Here is a 15,435-nt window from a genome sequence, read left to right as displayed (position 1 = left end):
AGTAATGCCTAGTCTGGTTTTTTCCTCTTGGAGAAGAAAACACCATGACCTCGTTTCCTGAACACCCGGGTGCCGCGCCCTCTTCCAATGACTCGCTCGACGTTGCCGATGATGAATCGGTAGTTCTTCGTGAAACCGAGTTGCGGTCAATGCGCCACCAGCTAAAAGGGCTGATTAACACCTATGCTCATCCCAGCCGCCTGATCAATCAGCTTGATCTTGTTGACTCGCGATGCAGCGAGTCGGCAAACGCTCTCAAAAAGCTGCTGGGGCGCTCGCCAAAAGTCCTGAAAGTGGTCCGCAGCCAACTGCGCAAAGCGTTTGAAATTGACCCGGACAGCCTATTGTTCACCGAGATTAAGCAACTGCACGCGCCCCAGAAAGTCGACAGCTTGACCGATCGGGCAATGTTGTTGCTGGCTCGCCCCTCGGTACCTATCAATATCAATCAATTCACCACCCTCAGCGTCAAGGGAGAGTCTGGTCGCCGATTGCCCTATACACCCTTGGAAGCCCTGCGCAGAGTCATTGCGCTGGGGTTGCTTGAACGCTTGGGCCGCGCAGTAAGCGACTATTGGGGCGCTCTGGAGTACGGCTCGTGGCTTACGCGCCGGGAACGTTGGGTAGCGTTGTACCAGGTGCTCTTTGCTGACCGGGCCTATATCGCACGGCAACTGGACGAAATATCACGTGCGGGATTGGCTTTGGTACAAGCCGTGATCGATGCTCCGACCGCTGAAGCAAGGCAGCGCGCCGGCGGGGAGTGGGCCAATGTGCGAGTGGGGCAGTTGATGTGGCCGGGTACGCCTGCGGTGGCTATCCCCGCAGCCTTGCATTTCTATCGTGAGGGAGACCCCAGCGACGCGCCTCATGTCGTCTACCTACCCGGTGTGGCGCGAAATTTCTACGAGTACCCCTCTTTCGTCGCGCTTCAGTGCGGCTTGTTGGCGCTGGACAAGTCTTTCCTTAACGACCTCTGGCAGTGCTTGCCATTAAGTCGCCGCCATGTGTTGTGTCGGCCCGCAGAGTTGGCCCCGGTGTCCGGTGTCGTTCGCGGCCTGGAACTCATGGAGGATGCGCTGGCGCTTGGCGCGCAGGCGTTGCTGGACGGGCAATGGAGCAATGAATTGGCCTGTGCCGTGATGATCAATCACGACCATGTGCCTGCAGCAAAGCGGCCTCGGCCTTTGGAGGCAGCAGCTGTACTCGCACGTGTGGAGGGTAACAGGCAGCAGCTTATCGGCAGTGCTCGACTTGGCTTCCTTCGTGAGCAGTTGCTCAAATGGGACCAGCAACGACGACACACCGAAATAATCTTTGGCAGTGCTGCGCCAGGCTTGGCCCGGTACACCCTGAAGCATCAGGTCAAACGTTACGAAAAAGGATTGGTCGCGTTGCTGGATCCGGATGATCTGAGCAAGGATACGCCCGCGTATCAGGAATTTGTTTCTCTGGTGTCTGAGCTCAAGACCCATGGCCAAACGTTGGATAGGTTGGTGCAGGGTGCGCAGCAACGGCTGTTCGATGTGGCGTTTTGGGCTGAGCGCCCTGGTGGGGAGGGTACGTTCAGGCGGGGCACGTTATTCATGAACGCCCAAATCGAGGCGCTACGCTGTGAGGTTCAGTTGCAGCATCGACTCAAGCGCCTGAGCCGCGCGCATCGAGATCTGATCATCGAAGTCATTGAGCAGCCTTTGCCGTCCAAACGCCCCGACAGTCAAACCCAAGTGCTGTCGGTTGCGATTGGCAACGATCCGGATGCCTTCTACCCACTCCATAACATGTGGGTGGTGACCACAGCCCCGGCGGTGCGAGTGCCGTTGCGTCAGCTCCCGGTGGTTCTATGCGGTTTCGGAATGGAGGGCGGGGTTAAGGGCTTTTCCGGGCTGGACGCTCTGACCCAAAGCCTCAAGGCGAGCCTTAGCAGTCGGGATGGCTCCCTGTTGTGGGGCTATGTCGAGCGCGACAAGCGTAACGACTTGCGCGCACATGCGCAGCGTGAAACGTTGGCTGTGCGCTACCTTCCGGTCAATGGCAAGCCTGCAATGGCTTCGATCAAGAAATTGCTTGGATGCTACGATCGCTTGTACAACAGCACCGAAGACATCACGCGTTTATTCAGCGAAGTGAAGGATGCCGAGATGAGCCGCGCCTTGCTGATAGTTAAGCTGCAAGAGCAGCTTAAGGTTCCTCTCAGCGATGCCCAGAGTGTTGCTCAGGCCAATGTCGAGCTGTTACGGCAAGTCGCACTGCAAGCAAAAAAACTGCCCGTATGGCTTGAGCGCGCCTCGCAATACCTGCGTAAAAAATTCAGGCGTTCGCAGCGCCTTCACCTGAGCAGCGCCTTTGCATTCAAGACCAGGCTTGAACACCAACTGCCCGATCTGGAAACCTTCGCTCGTCGAGCCTTGACCGCTCGACTGCGGTTGGACGGCATACCTGCGCAGTTCGATATCGACCAGCCGTTCATCGATATCCCCGATGATGTTCAGGGCAGTTACTGTGGATGGACAAGTGGCTGTACCGTAGGTGATCGCAACATAAAATTAACCCCGACGCTTACGCGCACCACTTACAGTGTGTTGCAACTGACGCTGCATAACCTGGACCCGCTGGCGCCCTGGACACAGTGGCGACTCAATCATGCCCGGTTTTTGCAACCGCAATGGAAAGAACAACTGAATGCTGCTTACTTGATCCGTACGATGGCCTCGCTGGATATCGGCGGCCAGTATGACTCGTTGATCAACCAGGTTTTTTACCCGCCTGGCGATAAACGCCACACGCTTAGCGTAGGGCGTATTCCTGAGTTATTGAACCGCACGTTGCACGCCGGTTCTGAGCATCATCTGTTGTTGGCAAAGCAGCAGGGGCTGACGGAGACTGCGCAAAGCATTTTCAACACCGCGATGGCAGCACGCACGCCGCCGGACTTGTTGAAAAACCAGTATGAGTTGCAACTCCATGTGCTTCACCTGGTGGGACACACGATGCAGCATGACCGCTATATCGCAGGGATAGTGGTAGTGCGGGACCAGCGTTCGGGGCATTGCGTTGTCTATTGGCCAGACGCTCCGCCCGCGCTGGTCCTCACCGAGTACAGCAGCCTGAAACAAGCCCATGCTGAACTGAACCGTATTGGCGCGCAGCCTGAAAACACCAAGGTACTGGCTAGCCAGGTCGCACCCGGCTGGGCATTTCAGGCTATAACCCATCATCCGGGTAAGGTTAATACGCTCGGCGCTGCCACCTTTGTGGCTGATTTCATACCGGTTTTTGTCATGGTCAAAGGGATATGGCAGGGCATCCAGTTTGTTCGCTCCTTCAGTATCAAGCACCTGGAACCCACGGCGTTACCGGATGAGATTGAAAAGGTAACCCTTGAGCAGATTGCCAGTAAACCGCAGGATTGGCTGGCTATTGTCGCCACGTCCCACAGCAACGCTCTGGGATTGTTGTATGACGCAAATGTGCTGGAGTGCAAGCGTCGGGTCCAGGCTGCCAGTAATTCCGGCAAGGCATTGGATGAGTATCGCAGCCGTCGCCTGGGTGAGCAGAGCGAAACCACTAGGCGCCGACTGGTTGCCTTTTTTTCTCCGCTCTTCGGGATGTTCAATGATTTCTACGAGCTGCTGCTAGTGGCGCGGCGCTATCACCGTTTTGGCAATGCCCACGATGCAATTGACGTGGGCTTTATGAGTGCATTTCTGGTGATTGATCTGTTAATGAACTTTATACCCGGTCCCAAGATGCGTGGCGGTGCCGTAGTCGGCGTGAAGCGCGCTGCACCCAGCGTGTTACTGGGGCGAATACACCGTTTGCGCATGACCGTGCTCGGTGGGCTTTCCCGCTCGAAACCGCCCCCTCTGACTCAACTCAAAGTCTTCGATCGGTTTAAAGTCAAAACGATTCCCGAGGGCGCCGTGGCGTTGAAAGGGCCGGGTGAAAAAGGTGTCTATGTAAAAAATGGCGCGCTGTTCGTAGCGGATGACACCCACCATTATCCGGTTTACCGGCGCGACAATGAGCGGTCGTTGCGCCTGAAAAATAAACAGGTGCCGGGGGAGAATGAACTGATTCTAGACATCCATGAGGGCAGGGAATGGCTCCTCGGCGCTGACGCCCCTCAACCGGTGGCGGGGAGCAGTTCGGCAGCCCTTCAACCGTGGCCTGCAGCCGGGCCGAGCTGGCGGCCAGCCACTGCGCGCACGGTGACTGAAAACGCTATTGTTCAGTCGTCTGCAATGGGGGACAGCTGGTTCAGTTGGCGTATTTCACCTGAGTTGGACGCGGGTCTGGTTTCTGCGGCACCTGGGGTGTTTTACGTTGGGGTGGATGCCCGCAGGGGGGCTCACTATGTTCTCAGGGTGGCGCCTCTTTATACCCACGTGAGGGACCCTTCGAACGTTTATTACAGGTTGCTTCCCCGAGGTGATCAGGCGCCGTTGACGGGTATCGTGTTTATCACCAAGGACTGGGCGCCGGTTTCAGCCGCACGGGTTGATATTGGGCGTTGGACAACCACTGACATCGCGGAACAACCCCTCCCGGCGTCCTATAACACCCTTACGAACCAATGGCGGTTCCATGCGCCCTTGTTTGACAGGCCGTTGGAGCAGCATATCGGTACGGCATTCCCTACCATGACCGTCAATAGCCGAAGGTTCACCGCCCAAAGGCTGATTGAGTTGTCTGGCTCTACGCGCCAGGTAACGGCCACTCACTTGCTCAATGTGCGTTCGACACTGGACACGTGGTTAACCTCGACCCAGGGGAAGATTGGCCAGACAGATGATTTATTGCGAATGTTGCGGCCCACTGAAAAGCCGTACACCAGGATACACATCGGTTACGAAGGAGAAGCGCCTGGTTTCACCCGTGTTGATTTTCAGGTGTCTGGATTAGACCCTTCGCTTTTATTCGGTGGCCGGTCGGTCGCGGTTGAGCGAAGCACTGCCCAACGCGCGGCAATCAAGAGCGTATTGGAACAGCAGGGTTTCCATGTCCGCGAAGTGAAAGTGAAGCACGGTAGGGCAATGGATGATCTGATCGCGACTCATCCCAACTCAAACCAGCTGTACTACGTGTCACCCAGTTGGGTGGAGGAGGGCAGTATGCAGATAAATACCCGACTCTCGGATCTCTGGTTTAACGACGCACTCAGCAAACAGTCCAATGCGCTTTCATTGGAGGGCGTCAAGCTCGCGCTGGACGAAGGGCGCCTGGTTCGGATCGTGGCAGGCATTCAATGGCCGACCAAGAGGGCGCTTTCTCCCACCGTCTATTTCGTCAAAGTGAGCCCCTCGCCCCGATAAGCGATACCACGCCGGCGCTGCCGAACAAGGTGGCGCTGATGCGGTTGAACCAGCTTTGGCCCTTGCCGCTGCGCAAATACCGCGCAGCACCATGGGCACCCAAGCCGTAAGCCAACTTGCACAGCAGGTCGAGTACCGTCCAGGTGGCGATCATGATCAGTAATTGCGGTAAAAACGCCTGCTCGACGCTGAGAAACTGCGGCAGGAAGGCAGCGAAAAACAGGATGTCCTTGGGGTTGCTGGCGCCCAGTACGAAGGCCCGGCCAAACAACGCACGAAAGCGTGGCACAGGCGGCGATTGCGGAACTTCGGCGCCTTCGCTCGGCAGAAGCGATTGCTGCCAGCTTTGCCAGGCGAGATAGAACAGGTACAGCGCGCCGACGATCTTCAATGCGCTGAACAACTGCTCGGAGGCCAGCAATAGCGCGCCCAGGCCCAGGGCCGAGGCGCTCAGCAGACAGATCGAGGCAAACACCCCGCCCAGGAACGCCGGGTACGAGCGGCGCAGGCCATAGTTGAGGCTGTTGCTGATCATCAGCAGGGACAACGGGCCGGGGATCAGGATCACCACCAGCGCAGCGCCGCTGAACAGCAGCCAGGTATCCAGGTTCATCTACGTTTCTCCCTTCATGCAAAAGCCTCACACGAAGGTGAGGCGGTTTTTCAGCCGTTCCCGAACTACAGGAAGATGAACTTGGCGATAAAGATCGCGCACAGCACCCACAGGCTGACGGAAATCTCGCGGTACTTGCCGGTGCCGGCCTTGAGCGCCACATACGTGATGAAGCCCAGGGCGATGCCGTCGGCGACCGAAAACGTCAGTGGCATCATGATCGCGGTGACGATCGCCGGAATGCTGTCGGTGGCTTCATCCCAGTTGATATGCGCCATGCTCGCCATCATCAACATCGCCACGTATATCAACGCGCCGGCGGTGGCGTAGGCGGGAATCATGCCGGCCAGCGGCGCGAAGAACATCGCCGCCACAAACAGCACGCCTACTGTCACAGCGGTCAGCCCGGTACGACCGCCGGCTGCCACACCGGCGGCGCTTTCCACGTAGCTGGTCACGGGCGGCACGCCGACCATGGCACCGAATACACTGGAAGCGCTGTCGGCCTTCAGCGCGCGGGACAGGTTGTCGATCTTGCCATCGGCGTTCACCAGGCCTGCACGCTGCGCAACGCCCATCAGTGTACCCGCCGTGTCGAACATGTGTACAAAAAGAAAGGCAAATACCACGCTGATCATGCTCACATTGAACACACCCATCACGTCCATGGCCATCCAGGTCGGCGCCAGGCTCGGTGGGGTGGAGAGAATGCCGTTGTAATGCACCAGGCCCAGGCCCCAGCCGGCCAACGTGACGGCGATGATGCTGATGAGGATCGCGCCGAACACGCGGTGATAGCTGAGAATGGCGATCAGCAGGAAACACACCGCCGCCAGCAGCGGCGCGGGCTCGTGCAGGGAGCCGAGCTTGATCAGGGTCGCCGGGCTGTCGACGATGATCCCGGCGGTTTTCAGACCGATCACGCCGAGGAACAGGCCTACCCCAGCGCCCATGGCGTGGCGCAGGCTCACGGGAATACTGTTGAGCAGCCATTCACGGATGCGCGACAGGGTCAGGATCATGAACAGCACGCCGGAGATAAACACCGCGCCGAGGGCGGTCTCCCAGTGGTAGCCCATGGTGCCAACCACGGTGTAGGTGAAAAACGCGTTCAGGCCCATGCCCGGTGCCAGGCCCACCGGCCAGTTGGCGTACAGGCCCATCAACAGGCAGCCCAGCGCGGCGGCGATGCAGGTGGCGACGAACGCCGCACCATGGTCGATGCCCGCATCGGCCATGATGTTGGGGTTGACGAAGATGATGTAGGCCATGGTGATGAAAGTGGTAAGGCCGGCGATCAGCTCGGTCTTCACTGTGGTGCCATGCAAGCGCAGTTTGAACAGGCGTTCCAGCCAGCCGTGCTGCGGCGGGCTGAGGTCCAGGGTTGGGGCTTCGGTTTTGCGGCTATCCACAGCGCGTACTCCTCAATCGTTTTATTGTTATTTCCAGCGCCGGTCACACGAGTGGGCAACAGCGCTTTGAGGTACCGGCGGGTTTTGTTGACTGATAGATCAGGAACTCGCTCGAAGCGAATTATGCTTTTGTATACAAATAAAGCAAATAATGTTTTCGATTATCTGCACGGAAAGGGATGAAAGGCCGTCCACCACACCAGTCGGGCGGATTTATTCTGCGCAGCGCCTTGAAACAAACCGCGGATAGCCGCACTTTGTGGACGCAGGCGTTCGTTCCGGGCGCGTCAAGCGGCATAAGGGGAGCCCATGTACAAGGTTTATGGCGATTACAAATCGGGCAACTGCTACAAGATCAAATTGATGCTCAACCTGTTGGGCATCCCGTACCAATGGATCGATATCGATATTCTCAAGGGCGACACCCAGACCCCTGAGTTCCTGGCGAAGAACCCCAACGGCAAGATTCCGGTGCTGGAGCTGGAAGATGGCACCTGCCTGTGGGAGTCCAACGCGATCCTCAACTTTCTCGCCGATGGCAGCGATTTCTTGCCGAGCGAGCCGCGCTTGCGTACCCAGGTGTTGCAGTGGCAGTTCTTCGAGCAATACAGCCACGAGCCTTACATCGCCGTGGCGCGGTTCATTCAGCTCTACCTGAACATGCCGCAGGATCGCCTGGAGGAATACAAGACTACCCACAAGGGCGGCTACAAGGCGTTAAGGGTGATGGAGCGCCAGCTGCAAGCCACGCCTTATCTGGTGGGCGAGCACTATTCGATTGCCGATATTGCGCTGTATGCCTACACCCATGTGGCCCATGAAGGCGGGTTTGACTTGGCGCCTTATCCGGCGGTGCAGGCGTGGCTGCAGCGGGTGGCCAGTCATCCTCGGCATGTCCCGATGCTGGACTGATCATGCAATCAAAGTGTGGGAGGGGGCTTGCTCCCGATCGGGGGCGTGTCAGCAGATGAATTTTCAGCTGACACACCGCTATCGGGGGCAAGCCCCCTCCCACACTTAGTCCGAGGTTGGGTCAGATAATTGGTTATTTAGCAGTTGAAAGCAGCGCTGTGCTGCCGGGCTTAACGCCATCCCGCTGCGAGTGATCAACCCGATCTCCCGGTTCACGCCGGGGTGATCGATCGTTATCCGCTGCAACCCCTCCAGGCTGTCCGCTGCCGACTCCGGCAGCACACTGATCCCCAACCCTTGGCGCACCAACGCCAATACCGTCGACATGTAGTTGGCTTCCATGCCCGCGTTCAGCGTTAGCCGTGTCTGGTCAAACAGTGCGTCCACTTGCTCGCGCACGCTGCTGTCGCGTCCGGTCAGGATGATCGGCTGGTCAGCCAGTTGCGCCAGTGTCAGTGACCGATAGCGCGTCAGCTCATGGTCCAGCGGCACAAACGCGCACAAGCGATCATTCAACACCGGCACGAAGTCCAGGCCATGACTCAGGCGCGCGCGTACGCCGATGCCGAAATCCACCTCGCCGGAACGCACCTGGGCATGAATGCGATGGGCCACCAGGTCATGCAGGCGCACTTCAATCCCGGCGAATCGCTCGCGAAACAGGCGCAACGCCGGCGGCAGGCTGCCGGCGCACACCGAGGGCAGGGCGGCGATAGTGACCACACCCCGGCGCAGTGCGGCGAGGTCGCGGGAGCCGCTGACGATGTTGTCCAGGTCCAGCAGCAGTTTTTCCATGGGCCCCCGCGCTTCCTGGCCGGCGGCGGTGATGCTCACATGGCGCGGGCTGCGGTCGAGCAGGGCGACGCCGAGCCAGTCCTCCAGTTGCTGGACTTGCACGGTGAGGGCTGAGGGAGACAGGTGCAGCTCGTTGGCCGCCTTGGTGAAACTGCCAGTGCGCGCAACGGCGAGGAAGGCCTGGATGTGCTGGATGCTGTTTTTCATAAGGGCGGCTTCATTTTGTTTTTCCGAACATACCATGCCGAATATTCCAATTTACAAAGACTAACCCGCTTCCAATACTCCATGGAAAACAATAACCGGCCACCAAGGCCGCTCTGGAGTACCCCATGCTTGCAACCCTGGGCGTCATTACCATCCTCTGCCTGCTTGCCGCTGTCATGAGCAAGCGTCTCTCGCCCCTGGTGGCCCTGATTGCCTTGCCGATCATCGCCGCGTTGATCGGTGGGTTCGGCCTGCAAACCAGCGGGTTCATCATCACTGGCATCAAGAACGTCGCCCCGGTCGTTGGCATGTTTGTGTTTGCGATCCTGTTCTTCGGGATCATGACCGACGCCGGCATGCTAGATCCGATCATTGATCGCATCCTGCGCACGGTCGGCACGCGTCCTACACGGATTGTCGTCGGCACCGCGACCCTGGCGCTGCTGGTGCACCTGGACGGCTCCGGCGCGGTGACCTTTCTGGTGACGGTGCCGGCCATGTTGCCGTTGTACACCCGGCTGGGCATCGACAAGCGCATCCTGGCCTGCGTCTGTGCGATGGCCGCCGGGGTCAACTTCCTGCCGTGGACCGGGCCGGTGCTGCGCTCGTCCGCGGCGTTGCATGTGCCGGTGGCTGACCTGTTTCAACCGCTGATCCCGGTGCAGATCGTCGGGCTGATCTTTGTGTTCGCCTGCGCCTGGTGGCTGGGCCATCGGGAAGAAAAACGCCTGGGCCTCGGCGCCGGTTCCAGCGTCGACGCGGTGCCGCAACGGGTGCTCAGTGACGACGATATCAAGCTGCGCCGTCCACGGCTGTTCTGGGTCAACCTGATGCTCACTCTGCTGGTGATGGTGGTGATGATCGCCGGCTGGGTCGACCCGGTAGTGATGTTCATGCTCGGCACCGTGGTCGCGCTGTGCATCAACTACCCCAATGTCGACGCGCAGCGCGCACGTATCGACGCCCATGCCAAAACCGCCCTGACCATGGCCAGTATCCTGCTCGCCGCCGGCGTATTCACCGGCATCATGCAAGGCACCGGCATGCTCAAGGCGATTGCCGAAGTGGCGGTGGCGCAGATTCCCGCCGGCCATGGCAAGTTGATCCCGGCGGTGGTCGGCTTTATTTCCATGCCGTTGAGCATGTTGTTCGATCCCGATTCCTACTATTTCGGCGTGATGCCGGTGATCGCCGAAGTCGGCAAGGCGCTGGGCGTCGACCCGCTGCAAGTGGCCCAGGCCTCGTTGCTGGGCGTGCACACCACCGGTTTCCCGGTCAGCCCGTTGACCCCCGCGACCTTCCTGCTGGTGGGTCTGTGCAAGATCGAACTGGCCGATCACCAGCGCTTCACCATTCCTTTTCTGTTTGCCGCGTCGGTGCTGATGACCCTGACCGCGCTGCTTTTGGGCGTTATCTAAGAGGAGTTATCTGAGATGAAAACCTTGCGCATCGGCGCCGGCGCCGGCTACTCCGGTGACCGTATCGAACCCGCCGTGGAACTGGCCGAACAGGGCGACCTGGATTACCTGGTGTTCGAATGCCTGGCCGAACGCACCATTGCCCTCGCGCAACAGGCGCGTATCAGCGATCCGGCAGGCGGCTACGACCCCTTGTTGAGTGAGCGCATGCAGCGGGTGCTGCCCTTTGTCGGGCGGCAACCGGGTCGCCGCCGTCTGCGCGTGATCACCAATATGGGCGCGGCCAACCCGGTCTCGGCTGCCGTTGAAGTGCGGCGCATTGCCGGTGAACTAGGCGTGCACCTCAAGGTGGTGGCCGTGGTGGGTGATGACGTGCTGTCGGCGTTGCGGCCGGAGCAGATGCTGGACAACGGCCAGACCCTGGGCGCACTGGGTGACCGGTTGATTTCGGCAAATGCCTACCTGGGCGTGGAGGGCATTATCGAGGCCCTGCACGCTGACGCCGATGTAGTGATTACGGGGCGTGTGGCCGACCCGTCATTGTTTCTCGCGCCGCAGATGTTTGAATTCGGTTGGGCCACCGACGATTGGCTGCGCCTGGGCCGCGGCACTCTGGTGGGGCATTTGCTCGAGTGTGCGGGGCAGGTCAGCGGTGGTTATTTCGCCGACCCAGGCCGCAAGGATGTGGATGACCTGGCACGCCTGGGCTTTCCATTGGCCGAGGTCGACGCCGACGGACATGCCTTGATCACCAAAGTGGCGGGCTCCGGTGGGCAGGTCAGCCGCGCCACCTGCAGCGAACAATTGATCTACGAAGTGCACGACCCGCAAGCGTATCTGACCCCGGATGTCACGGCCGACTTTTCACGGGTGGGCTTTGTCGAGGAGGGCATTGATCGGGTGCGTGCCCAGGGGGCCGACGGTCGTGCCCGGCCTGAACAGCTGAAGGTCAGCGTCGGTTATCTGGACGGCTGGATCGGTGAGGGGCAGATGTCCTACGGCGGTCCGGGCGCTGTCGCGCGGGCGAAATTGGCGCGGGATGTGGTGCTCAAGCGTCTGGAACTGATCGGCGTGAAGGTGCAGGACGTACGCGCCGAGTTGATCGGAATGGACGCTTTGCACGGGCCGCGCAGCCACGTCGAGCCTTGGGAAGTGCGCCTGCGGGTCGCTGCCCGTTGCGAGGGTCGAGGCGACGCCGTGCGCGTCGGTAATGAAGTGGAAACCCTTTATACCAATGGCCCCGCTGGCGGTGGTGGGGCGAGCAAAAGCGTGCGCCAGGTGGTGGCGGTGGCGTCGTTGCTGCTGTCCCGTGACCAGGTCAAACCGAGGATTGAAGGATGAAACTGCACACGCTGGCCCATTCCCGCACCGGGGACAAGGGCGACACGTCGAACATCTCGATCATTGCCTATCGCGCCGAAGACTATCCATTGTTGTGCGAACAGCTGACGGCCGAGCGCGTGGCCGAATTCCTTGCCGATTTGCTGGCGCCCGGCGCCGCGCCGGTTCGGCGTTATGAATTGCCCAATGTGCAGGCGCTGAATTTTGTGGTGCCGGGCATTTTGCGTGGTGGCGTGACCCGCTCGCTGGCGCTGGATGCCCATGGCAAGTGCCTGGGTTCGGCGTTGCTGGACCTGGATTTGCCGACATCGAACTGAATGTGGGAAGAGGGCAAGCCCTAATGCCAATCAGTTAGCGCAGATCCCCTGTGGGAGGGGGCTTGCCCCCGATAACGGTGGGTCAACCAACATCAGTGTTTGCTGGGCCGACGTCATCGGGGGCAAGCCCCCTCCCACAGGCCAGTCAGATCGCGGCGAAGCGTTTGTCCAGGTAATCAATGATGACCTTGGAGTCATACATCCAGGTGGTCTGGCCGTTTTCTTCGATGCGCAGGCACGGCACCTTGATTTTGCCGCCCTGCTCCAGCAGGGTCTGACGGTCCTGCGCGTTATTTTTCGCGTCCTTGAGCGCTACCGGCACGTTCAGGCGGTGCAGGGTGCGACGGGTCTTCACGCAGAACGGGCAGGCATGGAACTGATACAGGGTCAGGCCCTTGGCCGCTGCATTCACCTGCGCCTGTTGTTCGGCGGGGCGCTGCCTTTTGCGCGGACGGGTCAGGAAGTCGCCGGCGATGATGATCTGGCCGAGGCCGATTCGAAGTGCTTTGACGAACATGGCTGAAAGCCTCTTGCCCATGGAGAAGGGGCCGCAGCTTACCTGAATTTTGCAGGCGAAAAAAAACCGGCGATGAACGCCGGTCTTTTCCTACGCAGCCGCTTACTTGATCAGGCTGAGAAATTCACTGCGGGTGGCCGCATTGTCACGGAACTCGCCCAGCATCACCGAGGTGATCATCGACGAATTCTGTTTTTCCACACCGCGCATCATCATGCACATGTGCTTGGCCTCGATCACCACCGCCACGCCGAGGGCGCCGGTCACTTCCAGCACCGCATCAGCGATCTGGCGGCTGAGGTTTTCCTGGATCTGCAGGCGACGCGCATACATGTCGACGATCCGCGCGACCTTCGACAAACCCAGCACTTTGCCGCTTGGGATATACGCCACGTGTGCCTTGCCGATAAACGGCAGCAGGTGGTGTTCGCACAGCGAGTACAACTCGATGTCCTTGACCAGCACCATTTCGCTGTTGTCGGAGCTGAACAAGGCGCCATTGGTGACTTCTTCGAGCGTCTGTTCATAGCCGCGGCAGAGGTACTGCATCGCCTTGGCGGCACGCTTTGGCGTGTCGAGCAGGCCCTCGCGGGAGACGTCCTCGCCGAGTTGGCCGAGGATCTCGGTGTAATTCTGTTCCAGGGACATGAAACTACCTGTGGGATGTTCGCAAAGCGCAAGGTTACGGTGGCGGACCCATCGCTGCAAGCCTGACGATGGCACTTTACTCGTCACGGCCTTCCATCATCGTACGCTTGAGCATCACATACACCGCGCCGGCCCCGCCGTGGCGGGCCTGGCACGAGGTAAAACCGAGCACCTGGGCATGCTGGCGCAGCCAGGTGTTGACGTGGCTCTTGATCATCGGCCGCTTGCCGTCCAGCCGCACGGCCTTGCCGTGGGTGACGCGCACGCAGCGGATTTCGAATTTGGTGGCTTCGGCGAGGAAGGCCCAGAGAGTTTCCCGGGCCTTCTCCACGGTCATGCCGTGCAGGTCGAGGCTGCCTTCGAACGGGATCTGGCCGGCCTTGAGCTTGCGCATCTGGCTTTCCTGCACCCCATCGCGGGCCCACATCAATTCATCTTCAGGGCCGACGTCGATCACGAACTGGTCCGACAAGCCATCCACGGTGGTGGCATCGGTGCGCACGGTCGCGGCCTGGCGCAGCTTGGCGATCTGCGCCCGGTCAGCCTTGGGCTTGCCGGTGTCGGCGCGGTCGTGCTTGATCGGCTTGACGCCGCGCAGCTCGTTCTTGAACAGGGAAAAATCGTCGTCTTGCATGTCAGCCTCCGCGAAGGGCGGCAGTTTACCTAAATCGCGGCGGCTGGGCGTGGCAAATACTATCCAAGCGCCATTAGTCGTGCTTTTTCATCAGGTGCGAGGCGATATTCAACGACAACGGCTGACGCATTTTCCGACGGCTGCGGCGCCATAGCCATACACCCAACCACAGCACCAACAGGCCGATCCCCAGCAGGATCGCCGAGCCGCCAGGGCTGGCATTCAGTTCGCCGAGTGCCGGCGAATGCCCAAACAGACCGGCGCCACCAGCGCCCGCCAACAGCAGACCTACGATCGCCAGCAACGCGGCAATGCCCGCCACCAGGCGCAGACGCCAATTGCTCGGGCCCTTTGGGCGCAAGCGGCGAGCATCAAAACCATCGGATATCTTCATTCCGACCTTTCCTCCAGGGTATCGGCCCTTCGACCGGAAGATACACAGGTTGTTCCTGTGCCCGAGGTAAATGCGCGAAATGAACAGGCTTTGCGGCTGAGCGGGGCAATGAACATGGGCACACCGCTCATCAGAGAGACGATCAGATCAGATCTTTGGTCAACGCCAGGGTCGCGAAGTTGTCGGCCATGATGGCCATTTCGGTTTGCTGCACCTGCTCGGCGCTGAGCACGCCGCCTTTGCAGGGCAAGTCGCGGGTGGCGCAGGCGTCTTCGACCAGGGTGCAGCGAAAGCCGAGGTTCTTGGCGGCGCGTACCGTGGTGCTGACGCTTGAATGGCTCATGAATCCGCAGACGATCAGATCCAGCGAACCCAGGTCCTGCAGGTGTTTTTCCAGGCCGGTGCCGTGAAAGGCGCTGGGCAGCAGCTTGCCGATAATGGTTTCGTCGCCTTCAGGCTCAAGGCCAGGGATGAACTCGCCGCGCTCGCCTTGCGGGTCGAACAGGCCGCCGACGGTGCCGAGGTGGCGCACATGCACAATCGGGCGTCCGGCGTTGCGCGCAGCGGTCACCAGTTGCTTGATGTTGCCGACCGCCGCGTCCATGCCCGAGAGGGCGAGTGGGCCGCTGAGGTATTCCTTCTGGGCGTCGATGATCACGAGGGTCGCATGGGCAAGGTTGGCAGCTGCGTAACCACGACCGCTGAGTTGAAACATCGTCTTTGGAACGGACATTCTGGGGCTCCTGTGAGGGGGGCTTTTGCGACATTGTCCACTGGCTGAGCGGTTCTGTGAATCGCTACCATCGTAAGGTACGCCGTTGCTGGCGTGCAGCCATGTCAAGAGGGTGGCTTGTTTAAGCCATTCGTGATGATTTGGATGAAATCCGACATACGGCAACGGCATTTCGTACA

General features: G+C 59.8%; 13 protein-coding genes. 5 read left to right on the top strand and 8 right to left on the bottom strand.

Going from position 1 to position 15,435, the window contains the following annotated elements; genetic code table 11:
• Nucleotides 1-44: 44 nt before the first annotated feature.
• Nucleotides 45-5,315 (top strand): dermonecrotic toxin domain-containing protein, encoded by a 5,271-nt coding sequence (locus BOP93_RS18450; RefSeq protein ID WP_157943528.1) that lies wholly within the window; start codon nt 45-47, stop codon nt 5,313-5,315.
• Here BOP93_RS18450 and BOP93_RS18445 read toward each other — a convergent pair.
• Nucleotides 5,290-5,928 carry a LysE family translocator gene (locus BOP93_RS18445; RefSeq protein WP_104504035.1) on the bottom strand — a complete coding sequence of 213 codons (639 nt, stop codon included), beginning with the start codon at nt 5,926-5,928 and terminating at the stop codon, nt 5,290-5,292. The genes BOP93_RS18450 and BOP93_RS18445 overlap by 26 nt on opposite strands.
• A gap of 65 nt (nt 5,929-5,993) precedes the next feature.
• A complete protein-coding gene (locus BOP93_RS18440) occupies nt 5,994-7,340 on the bottom strand; it encodes an NCS2 family permease (RefSeq protein ID WP_104504033.1) in 1,347 nt (448 codons plus the stop codon).
• Between the two features lie 309 nt (nt 7,341-7,649).
• Here BOP93_RS18440 and BOP93_RS18435 point away from each other — a divergent pair, with 309 nt between their 5' ends.
• Nucleotides 7,650-8,252: a glutathione S-transferase family protein gene (locus tag BOP93_RS18435; protein ID WP_104504031.1), complete on the top strand. Its 603-nt coding sequence runs from the start codon at nt 7,650-7,652 to the stop codon at nt 8,250-8,252.
• Between the two features lie 105 nt (nt 8,253-8,357).
• Here BOP93_RS18435 and BOP93_RS18430 read toward each other — a convergent pair whose 3' ends face one another.
• A complete protein-coding gene (locus BOP93_RS18430) occupies nt 8,358-9,254 on the bottom strand; it encodes a LysR family transcriptional regulator (RefSeq protein WP_104505322.1) in 897 nt (298 codons plus the stop codon).
• A gap of 125 nt (nt 9,255-9,379) precedes the next feature.
• Between BOP93_RS18430 and BOP93_RS18425 the strand changes: the two genes are divergently transcribed.
• The 3 genes from BOP93_RS18425 to BOP93_RS18415 are packed head-to-tail and all read left to right on the top strand — an operon-like array spanning nt 9,380 to nt 12,330.
• Nucleotides 9,380-10,672, top strand: coding sequence for a CitMHS family transporter (locus tag BOP93_RS18425; protein WP_065887954.1), 1,293 nt, complete (start codon nt 9,380-9,382; stop codon nt 10,670-10,672).
• Nucleotides 10,673-10,687: 15 nt separating this feature from the next.
• The gene (locus tag BOP93_RS18420; RefSeq protein ID WP_104504029.1) at nt 10,688-12,013 is read left to right on the top strand and encodes an acyclic terpene utilization AtuA family protein; all 1,326 of its coding nucleotides are present in this window, start codon (nt 10,688-10,690) and stop codon (nt 12,011-12,013) included.
• A complete protein-coding gene (locus BOP93_RS18415; RefSeq protein ID WP_104504027.1) occupies nt 12,010-12,330 on the top strand; it encodes an AtuA-related protein in 321 nt (106 codons plus the stop codon). Before BOP93_RS18420 ends, BOP93_RS18415 begins: the two co-directional genes overlap by 4 nt.
• A gap of 145 nt (nt 12,331-12,475) precedes the next feature.
• On the opposite strand, the gene BOP93_RS18410 is transcribed toward BOP93_RS18415, so the two are convergent.
• The 5 genes from BOP93_RS18410 to BOP93_RS18390 form a co-directional block, all read right to left on the bottom strand.
• Entirely contained in the window at nt 12,476-12,847 is a 372-nt protein-coding gene (locus BOP93_RS18410) for a glutathione S-transferase N-terminal domain-containing protein (RefSeq protein WP_104504024.1), read from the bottom strand.
• A 102-nt stretch (nt 12,848-12,949) separates the two neighbouring features.
• The gene (gene folE, locus BOP93_RS18405; protein WP_057700852.1) at nt 12,950-13,495 is read right to left on the bottom strand and encodes a GTP cyclohydrolase I FolE; all 546 of its coding nucleotides are present in this window, start codon (nt 13,493-13,495) and stop codon (nt 12,950-12,952) included.
• A 76-nt stretch (nt 13,496-13,571) separates the two neighbouring features.
• The gene (locus BOP93_RS18400) at nt 13,572-14,129 is read right to left on the bottom strand and encodes a Smr/MutS family protein (RefSeq protein ID WP_003175227.1); all 558 of its coding nucleotides are present in this window, start codon (nt 14,127-14,129) and stop codon (nt 13,572-13,574) included.
• Nucleotides 14,130-14,202: 73 nt separating this feature from the next.
• Nucleotides 14,203-14,523 carry a hypothetical protein gene (locus BOP93_RS18395; RefSeq protein ID WP_065887960.1) on the bottom strand — a complete coding sequence of 107 codons (321 nt, stop codon included), beginning with the start codon at nt 14,521-14,523 and terminating at the stop codon, nt 14,203-14,205.
• 142 nt (nt 14,524-14,665) lie between these two features.
• Nucleotides 14,666-15,256: a cysteine hydrolase family protein gene (locus BOP93_RS18390; RefSeq protein WP_104504022.1), complete on the bottom strand. Its 591-nt coding sequence runs from the start codon at nt 15,254-15,256 to the stop codon at nt 14,666-14,668.
• Between the last annotated feature and the right edge of the window lie 179 nt (nt 15,257-15,435).

It is taken from the genome of Pseudomonas orientalis, from assembly GCF_002934065.1.
Classification (GTDB): Bacteria; Pseudomonadota; Gammaproteobacteria; order Pseudomonadales; family Pseudomonadaceae; genus Aquipseudomonas; species Aquipseudomonas orientalis_A.
This window is presented reverse-complemented; position numbering and strand designations above follow the sequence as displayed.

Coding starts and splice junctions, on each gene's coding strand:
- BOP93_RS18450 (WP_157943528.1), top strand. CDS start 45: ATGACCTCGTTTCCTGAACACCCGGGTGCCGCGCCCTCTTCCAATGAC.
- BOP93_RS18445 (WP_104504035.1), bottom strand. CDS start 5,928: ATGAACCTGGATACCTGGCTGCTGTTCAGCGGCGCTGCGCTGGTGGTG.
- BOP93_RS18435 (WP_104504031.1), top strand. CDS start 7,650: ATGTACAAGGTTTATGGCGATTACAAATCGGGCAACTGCTACAAGATC.
- BOP93_RS18430 (WP_104505322.1), bottom strand. CDS start 9,254: ATGAAAAACAGCATCCAGCACATCCAGGCCTTCCTCGCCGTTGCGCGC.
- BOP93_RS18425 (WP_065887954.1), top strand. CDS start 9,380: ATGCTTGCAACCCTGGGCGTCATTACCATCCTCTGCCTGCTTGCCGCT.
- BOP93_RS18420 (WP_104504029.1), top strand. CDS start 10,688: ATGAAAACCTTGCGCATCGGCGCCGGCGCCGGCTACTCCGGTGACCGT.
- BOP93_RS18415 (WP_104504027.1), top strand. CDS start 12,010: ATGAAACTGCACACGCTGGCCCATTCCCGCACCGGGGACAAGGGCGAC.
- BOP93_RS18410 (WP_104504024.1), bottom strand. CDS start 12,847: ATGTTCGTCAAAGCACTTCGAATCGGCCTCGGCCAGATCATCATCGCC.
- folE (WP_057700852.1), bottom strand. CDS start 13,495: ATGTCCCTGGAACAGAATTACACCGAGATCCTCGGCCAACTCGGCGAG.
- BOP93_RS18400 (WP_003175227.1), bottom strand. CDS start 14,129: ATGCAAGACGACGATTTTTCCCTGTTCAAGAACGAGCTGCGCGGCGTC.
- BOP93_RS18395 (WP_065887960.1), bottom strand. CDS start 14,523: ATGAAGATATCCGATGGTTTTGATGCTCGCCGCTTGCGCCCAAAGGGC.
- BOP93_RS18390 (WP_104504022.1), bottom strand. CDS start 15,256: ATGTCCGTTCCAAAGACGATGTTTCAACTCAGCGGTCGTGGTTACGCA.